This is a genomic window from Corynebacterium sp. HMSC075D04 (genome assembly GCF_001815635.1).
Lineage (GTDB): Bacteria > Actinomycetota > Actinomycetes > Mycobacteriales > Mycobacteriaceae > Corynebacterium > Corynebacterium coyleae.
This window is the reverse complement of the sequence record NZ_KV821333.1, coordinates 1-6,492: the sequence shown is the minus strand read 5'-3', so window position 1 is coordinate 6,492 and position 6,492 is coordinate 1. Positions and strand designations below refer to the sequence as shown.

General features: G+C 59.9%; 8 protein-coding genes. 4 read left to right on the top strand and 4 right to left on the bottom strand.

Translation table 11 applies throughout. The features are described from left to right. Positions 1-247: 247 nt before the first annotated feature. Positions 248-2,251 carry a hypothetical protein gene (locus HMPREF3048_RS04825; RefSeq protein ID WP_246816758.1) on the top strand — a complete coding sequence of 668 codons (2,004 nt, stop codon included), beginning with the start codon at positions 248-250 and terminating at the stop codon, positions 2,249-2,251. A 235-nt stretch (positions 2,252-2,486) separates the two neighbouring features. On the opposite strand, the gene HMPREF3048_RS12710 is transcribed toward HMPREF3048_RS04825, so the two are convergent. Then, positions 2,487-3,104: an RCC1 domain-containing protein gene (locus tag HMPREF3048_RS12710; protein WP_210386074.1), complete on the bottom strand. Its 618-nt coding sequence runs from the start codon at positions 3,102-3,104 to the stop codon at positions 2,487-2,489. A 29-nt stretch (positions 3,105-3,133) separates the two neighbouring features. Between HMPREF3048_RS12710 and HMPREF3048_RS04820 the strand changes: the two genes are divergently transcribed. The 3 genes from HMPREF3048_RS04820 (at position 3,134) to HMPREF3048_RS12625 (ending at position 5,394) form a co-directional block, all read left to right on the top strand. Further along, entirely contained in the window at positions 3,134-4,615 is a 1,482-nt protein-coding gene (locus HMPREF3048_RS04820; protein WP_070568670.1) for an ApeA N-terminal domain 1-containing protein, read from the top strand. Positions 4,616-4,889: 274 nt separating this feature from the next. Beyond that, on the top strand, positions 4,890-5,219 hold the full coding sequence (locus tag HMPREF3048_RS04815; RefSeq protein WP_070614131.1) for a nucleotidyltransferase family protein: 330 nt from the start codon (positions 4,890-4,892) through the stop codon (positions 5,217-5,219). Beyond that, positions 5,140-5,394 (top strand): HepT-like ribonuclease domain-containing protein, encoded by a 255-nt coding sequence (locus HMPREF3048_RS12625; protein ID WP_083308018.1) that lies wholly within the window; start codon positions 5,140-5,142, stop codon positions 5,392-5,394. The genes HMPREF3048_RS04815 and HMPREF3048_RS12625 overlap by 80 nt, the downstream gene beginning before the upstream one ends. A 91-nt stretch (positions 5,395-5,485) precedes the next feature. On the opposite strand, the gene HMPREF3048_RS12515 is transcribed toward HMPREF3048_RS12625, so the two are convergent. The 3 genes from HMPREF3048_RS12515 to HMPREF3048_RS04795 form a co-directional block, all read right to left on the bottom strand. Beyond that, entirely contained in the window at positions 5,486-5,647 is a 162-nt protein-coding gene (locus HMPREF3048_RS12515) for a VOC family protein (RefSeq protein ID WP_246816755.1), read from the bottom strand. Between the two features lie 211 nt (positions 5,648-5,858). Next, positions 5,859-6,101, bottom strand: coding sequence for a hypothetical protein (locus tag HMPREF3048_RS04800; RefSeq protein ID WP_070568665.1), 243 nt, complete (start codon positions 6,099-6,101; stop codon positions 5,859-5,861). A gap of 2 nt (positions 6,102-6,103) precedes the next feature. Beyond that, positions 6,104-6,349 carry a ribbon-helix-helix domain-containing protein gene (locus tag HMPREF3048_RS04795; RefSeq protein WP_034662589.1) on the bottom strand — a complete coding sequence of 82 codons (246 nt, stop codon included), beginning with the start codon at positions 6,347-6,349 and terminating at the stop codon, positions 6,104-6,106. Between the last annotated feature and the right edge of the window lie 143 nt (positions 6,350-6,492).

Genomic DNA, 6,492 nt, shown 5'->3' with positions numbered 1-6,492 from the left:
GCCGAACTGGACCACCTACATCAGATCAGACACATACATCGTCCGTCGTGCGCCGCTCCGCGGTGGGGAGGAGCCCGATGGGGCGCGGGACTATGCCCATGGAGACGTAGGTCGTGTCCGCCTCGGGGTGATGCGCCGCTAGTTCGGCTCGCCTCCACGACAGAACGAGGAGCCGGCGCAACGATCGACGTGGACGACGGCTCCGCCCAAGGGGACTGCTGCACGATCAGGCAACAACTTCAAATTCGTGTCACTAGGCGCCCCCGAACTGTATAGAGTGACGCCTACCGGGAGGGAGATTCGAGTGTCGGAAAGCGGACCAGAGAAGAGACTGAAGTTCTTCGGCCTCAGCGACTACGGAACCTTCTGGCAGGCCGACCGCCTCCTAGAGCTCGTCCGTGAATTCGATGCTACTCGTGGCGATCAAGGCATAAACGACATCGTTGAGTTGCATCATCTCGCGTTGTTCCTAGAACACAAAGTTCTCCCGAAGGACCTGGCCGAAGCAGAGCGAGACGCGCCTCTGGCGCACGTCCCCGAGATCCGGGAAGTCATCGGCAGGTTTTTCGGCAAAGTGACTGACGCCACCTTCTCAACGCTCGTTCAGGACGTTGACTTTCAGTACCGCACAGACGTCCTCGATCTCCTCGGAAAGAACAAGGTCTTCGAGCGCTGCACTGACTCGATCGTGCTTGCTGCACTTCAAGAGCAGAGTTTCCACCCGCACGATCTGCTCTCATGCCAGACACTCGTGCGTGCCTACGACCAGGAGATTCGGGCCCTGCTACTCGATGAGCCGCGCAATGCTGAGCTGCTTGCGCGGAAGTTCCTCCAGTCCGAGGGGCGGGATCCAATCCATCTTCCGAAGAGCTTTACTCCCGCGGATCAGCGTGGCCTGTTTGACCGATATCTCGATGAGGAAGAGCCTAACCTCAACTTCGTCAAGCTGATCGCATCCGCACGAGCTGACAAGAACACCGGCGTCGATGCTCGACTGAAGCTAAAGGCTCGTCGCAAGGCAGATGCGCTCACGAAGAAGATGTTCGAGTCCACGGAGGGGATCAAGACCGGCTGCGAAGTGGGCATCTCGGCCGATCAGGTCGAAGAGGTCGTCCAGTCTTTGGACGGCATGGTTGGCAAGTACTCCTACAGTCGAACCTGGCTCACGGAGAACCTCGACTACCCGACTATCCTGAATAACTTTGTTCACCTGTTCCAGTTCGCCAACGACCACATGCTCCTGGAACTCCCTTCCTACGGAGCGCAACTTGGCGTCTTCGAGCGGTTCATGGGTACGCCGGGCAAGGGCGACTACCGGACGGGGGCGGTGTTCAGGCTCAAGGATCAGGCGTCCTTGCTCCAGACCTTGATGTACGAGCGCTTCCTCAGCTCCGAAGGTATAGAGCTCGAGTTGGTCATCGCTTGGTTCTTCACGGACTACCTTGAGCAGGAGTTCGGTGCCAAGGGGCTGAAGTACCGCGCCTCCAGCCCGACCGCTACCTACCTTGAGAAGAGCCGCCATCTGTTCTCAGAGATGGAGAGCGTCCTCAAGCAGTTCACGCTGCATGTCGACTACGGCGAGGTTGACCCGGAGCTGCTGACAATCACATCGGAGCAGCTTTCCTACGGCGACATCCCGAGTCAGGTTGTGGATAAGTACGCCTACGTTGCCAACAACGCGGACATCCAAGGAATTCAGCACCTGCTCTTCTCGGACCAATCCGGATTGGTGCACATCAGCAGCGATCTGGAGGCAGAGAGCTTCCTCCACTTGGTCATCGCCAATGACATCGCCTACGACCAGTTCCACGAGTACCAACAGCGCAACATCGACTTCCTGGTCGAGAAGGGCATCCTGACCGGAGATCGTGACCGAATTGCGTTTGCAAGCGCGCCACAATTGCATGTGCTCAAGGAACTCTGGGAGTACGAGGTGACGAGCTGTCTCCATCATTCGGCGGCCGGCCAGAAAGCCATTGACGAGATGGTGAGCGCCGGATGGCTGGTGCATCGATCAACGCTGCTCAGCGCCGCGGAGGTCAGCTACTTCAACTACTTCCTTAACGATAAGGAGTTCAGCAACGGACCTAGCCTGCGCAACCGCTACCTCCATGGATCACAGGCAGACGGTGACGACGACCGCGTTCACCGCCACACGTATCTAACAGCGCTCCGCCTACTCGTTGCGCTGGTCATCAAGATCAACGATGACTTCTGCCTGACGGATAACGCCGTGCTCGCGAAGGAATAGGGGCCGACCGCTGGCATGGTCGAGCCCTCTTCAGATCCCTAGTATGTGGCGTCTCAGCCGGGTTCCCTGCCGGCGTGATGGCGCGGTACCTCCTTCGTGGCGTCCTGCAGGCTGACCCACGTCGAGGGTGAGCCTGTGTCCCCTGATCAGTAGCGAGCACTGACCGTGGGGAGGGGGAGCACGTGAACCCTGTGTTCAGATGTACCTATGTGCCGGAACTCGGTGGAGTTTAGATTCAACGTGTGATCGACGGCCGATTATCGGGCACGCTGGACTTCAGTTCATCTGTGGTCGAGCGGCCCAGGCGTTGACATTGCATTGCTGCTCGGTGTGGTCGCCCGCAGCCACGACTGTTTCGTCGGCCCGCAGCCACGACTGTTCCGTCGGCGCGCAGCCCGAGCGAGTGTCTCGCTCCGGCTGCGATCGCTGTGATGCCGGTCCATGACTGGACATCGCACTGGCCGAACTGGTTGTCGCCCGTTCCGAAGACCCTTCCGGTCTGGCTCAGCGCGAGCGTATGGACGGAGCCGGCTGCCACTGAGGTGATGCTTCTCCACGATGACACCTCGCACTGGCCTCTGCTGTCGTCGCTGACGGCGACGACGGTGCCGTCGTCGTGTAAGCCGACGGTGTGCAGGTAGCCGGCAGAGACCTCGGACACGTGTGTCCACCGGGCGACGTCGGTCTGCCCTCGCTGATTGTTGCCAGTTGCGAGGGCTGTGCCGTCGCGTCGAACTGCGATTGTGTGCCAGTCGCCGCATCCGATCTCAGTTGACCATGATCTCGCTGTAGATTGTCCTACGTGGGGGGCATGTGGTGGAGTAAAGATTTTCGACCTGACATCTGGCCGCAAGACAGGAAGGAGCCCGGACCGGGAGCACGATGCCTAATGATCCTCTCAACCTCGACAAGGCCGGCGAGTGGGCTGGCGTGTGGTGGCTGCCGGAAGCCCCTAGCGAGAAGGTCCCGGGTGTCCTACGGTACGACCCGGAAGATGGTCTCTCTCTGTCGCTGATCGGCACCTTCGAGGATCGGATCTTGACGACGGACTCGTCTGGATGGACTGCTGTTCACGAAGGAACCCGCACCTGGGAAGTCATGCACGGTGTGGCCGAGCTCAGGGAGATCACACTGCTCGGCTGTGTTCCTAGGAGCACCAGAAGGACCATGGGTGCGCGAGTGGCGAGCCCTGATAAGCAGACCGTGACCGCGACGGTCGCCATCATCGGCGCGCATGTCAGCGGTGACGCGGATCCGGCGTTCGCTAGGGCAGAAGTCTCAGTCGAGGATCTGAGTCTCTGGGCGGTGTCTTCTGTGTTCGAAGGATCCCTCGGGGCTCCCGACGGCAAGATCGACGGGACCGGGCGTATCTCGGTGAAGCCGGTCAAGGCGCAATCGGTCGTAGTCGACGACACTGAGTATCGCCTTCAGCACACGCACACGCTTCCATTCTTCGACCAGCGCAAGGGAGGAAGCGTCGGACGTGTGCGGGACACGGTGTCCATCTGCGTCGTGCCAGCCGAACCATTCTCTCTGAGTGTTGCTCTGCAGGAGGCGAGCCTGGTGCAGGACCTGATCTCCCTGGCGACGCATCGCGCGGCCGGAGTGATCTGGCTCCGACTGGAAGTTGCCGGGACCGAGTCGCACTTCCCTGATGGCCGCCCGCTGCCGCGCCGACGTGCCGATGTGCTCTACTCACCGGCCGCGCTTGGAAAACACGACGCGAAAGCCGTCGATCACCACCGAATGTTCTTCACCTGCGGCACGATCCCATTTGAGGAGGTCATGCCCCGATGGTGCGACGCCCATGGCCGCCTGGAGGCAGCGACAAACATGATCTTGGGCTTGCGCTACGCACCGGCCCGTTTTGTTGAGAACAATCTTCTGACGGCAGTCGGTGCTGCCGAGGTGTTGCACCGCAACCTCCGCATCGACGAGAAACCGTTCCCCAACGCGGAGTTCAGGGCGATGCGAGAGGCGATGCTGGCGCAGGTTCCCGATGAGCACCGAAACAGGTTCAAGGGAGCGATCCGCAACGACCCGACCCTCCGTGATCGGCTCCATGCCCTCGCCGCGCGACCCGATCAGGAAGCGATCGCACAGCTCTTACCGGATGTCGACCATTGGGCGAAGTGGACGACGCGCGCCCGCAATGACCTCGCGCACGAGGGCAGAACGCCCAACCATTCCATCGAGGAGCTGATCGCCGTCGTCGAGGTGACGACCGCGGTCGTAATCCTCAACGTCTTGCACGAGCTCGGGTTGCCGGCAGAGCGACAGCGAGAGATCGTGCGGGAGCACCCGCAACTGAGGGCTACGTTTCGTACCGCTGCCGAATGGCTGGTTCCCTCACCAAACCCTTAGGTGCACTGCGATAGCCGCTACTTCGGAACCTCCGTGACGCTGCTGCCCGGTCGTTTAGTGCGAGACGCGTGTAAGCCTGCTCTATCGCTCGTTCGTTGAGTGCGTCATGGCGGGCGGGCGAGACGACCGGCTGTAAGTGGTGGCAGCGCGTCAGTGCCGCCTGGTGCGGCGGTGAGACGGGAGAATGTCGTCGGCCCTTAAGAACGCGGTGGAGTTCCGCTTCAGTGTCAAAGCTCCATGTCGACGTGCTGCCGGGCCCGTTACCCCCGGAAGCATGTCTGAGACCGTCATGACGCCTGAGACGCTTGCCCTACGCGAGATTCTCGTTGCGCGTCTTGACGAGTTCCAGGTGCTCCTCGATCGGTACGGTGCGACCAACCCGAAGTTGTTCGGGTCCGTCGCGCGCGGCACCGCGTCTGCAGGATCGGACATCGACATCCTCGTCGGGATGGACCCTGCGGAGGGACGTCTCCTGATGCGTGCGTCTGGTCTGCTCGAGGAGAGTCGCGCTCTGTTCGGGCGCGATGGCATCGATGTGTTTCCTGCCCAGTTGCTCAGGCACCCGGTATCCGCTTCGACGCTCGCCGAGGCGGTGCCGCTGTGAGTCGCAGTCCGGCGAAGCCGTGAACCATCTTCCCGATGAGATCACCGGCGCGCACCCTGAGATCGTCTGGCCTCAGATTCGGGATCTCCGCAACATCCTGGTGCACCAGTATTTCGGCGTCGACATCGACGTGGTCCGCGATGTCGTCGATACTCATCTGCCTCCTCTTGCCTAGGCGCTGCGGTGCCACATCTCTGCTGACTGACGGCACGGCTCCAAAGGTTATTCGGCTACGGAACGGGGTCGAGTTCAAGTTCAATGTGTAGCTAGGCCCCGGGAATACTCACGCAGAACTCGTTGCCTTCCGGGTCCTGCATGACAGTCCACACCAATCCCGGCGCCTCGTGGGTGATGAGTTCGGTAGCGCCTAGGTCTTTGAGGCGTTCTATTAAAGTTTCGCGCTCCGCCCCGCCAACGTCGATGTGCATGCGGTTTTCCCAGGTATCGGATCCTTAACGCGCTGAAATCCCAGCGCCGGGGTGGAATCAACCATCACAAAATCGCCGTAATCCGCGGCGATTTCGCAACCGGTTGCGGCGGACCAAAACTCGCCGAGTTTTGAGACACTTGCAATGCCTTGGCGAGCGCATGATTGCTGTATCCGGTAAGCACACCGGGTTTCTTCGAAGATATTCGTGCCTAGTCGAGCAGGGCGCGGTACTGTTTGCGTGCCTTCATGGAGTGAATGATCGTTTCGGTGCCGTCATCCCAGATGAGTACGACAATCTCGAGTAATCTCATTGAGCCGTCGAACCCGAGGCGCAGTTCCCTTTGAGGGTGTTCCTCATCGAGTGGGGTCTTAAAAACGCAGCCTGAAGTCGCGGCAGTAACGGAGTCGTCTGGCTTGATGCCGTGTTTCGTGGCGCTTCGGCGTACGTCCATTTCTAAATAGCATTCTTTAGCGCTTCGCGGATTGCCTGAGAGCGTGACCATCCGTTTTCAGCCGCAAACTTGTCGAGGTCCGATATCTCGCCGGGGGAAAGCCGAATGGAGATAACCTTCGCAGCATCTTCGTTTCGAGGTTTCCTTCCACGTCGACGAAGTGTCTCTACGTCGTAGCCTTTCTCGGCTTCGGTTACCCACGCATCGATTTGCTCTTCGCTGACTAGCTTCCCGTTGATAGTTTTCATGCACGTAATCGTAATACGGAAAAGGCTTGGCGGCTAGGGGGAGGTTATATTCTTTCGACAATCCGTCGAGTTCAAATTTAACGTGTAGCGTTATTGACGCTTCGCGTTATGGGGGGTGTTCCTATATAGGTTGTCAACTCCGT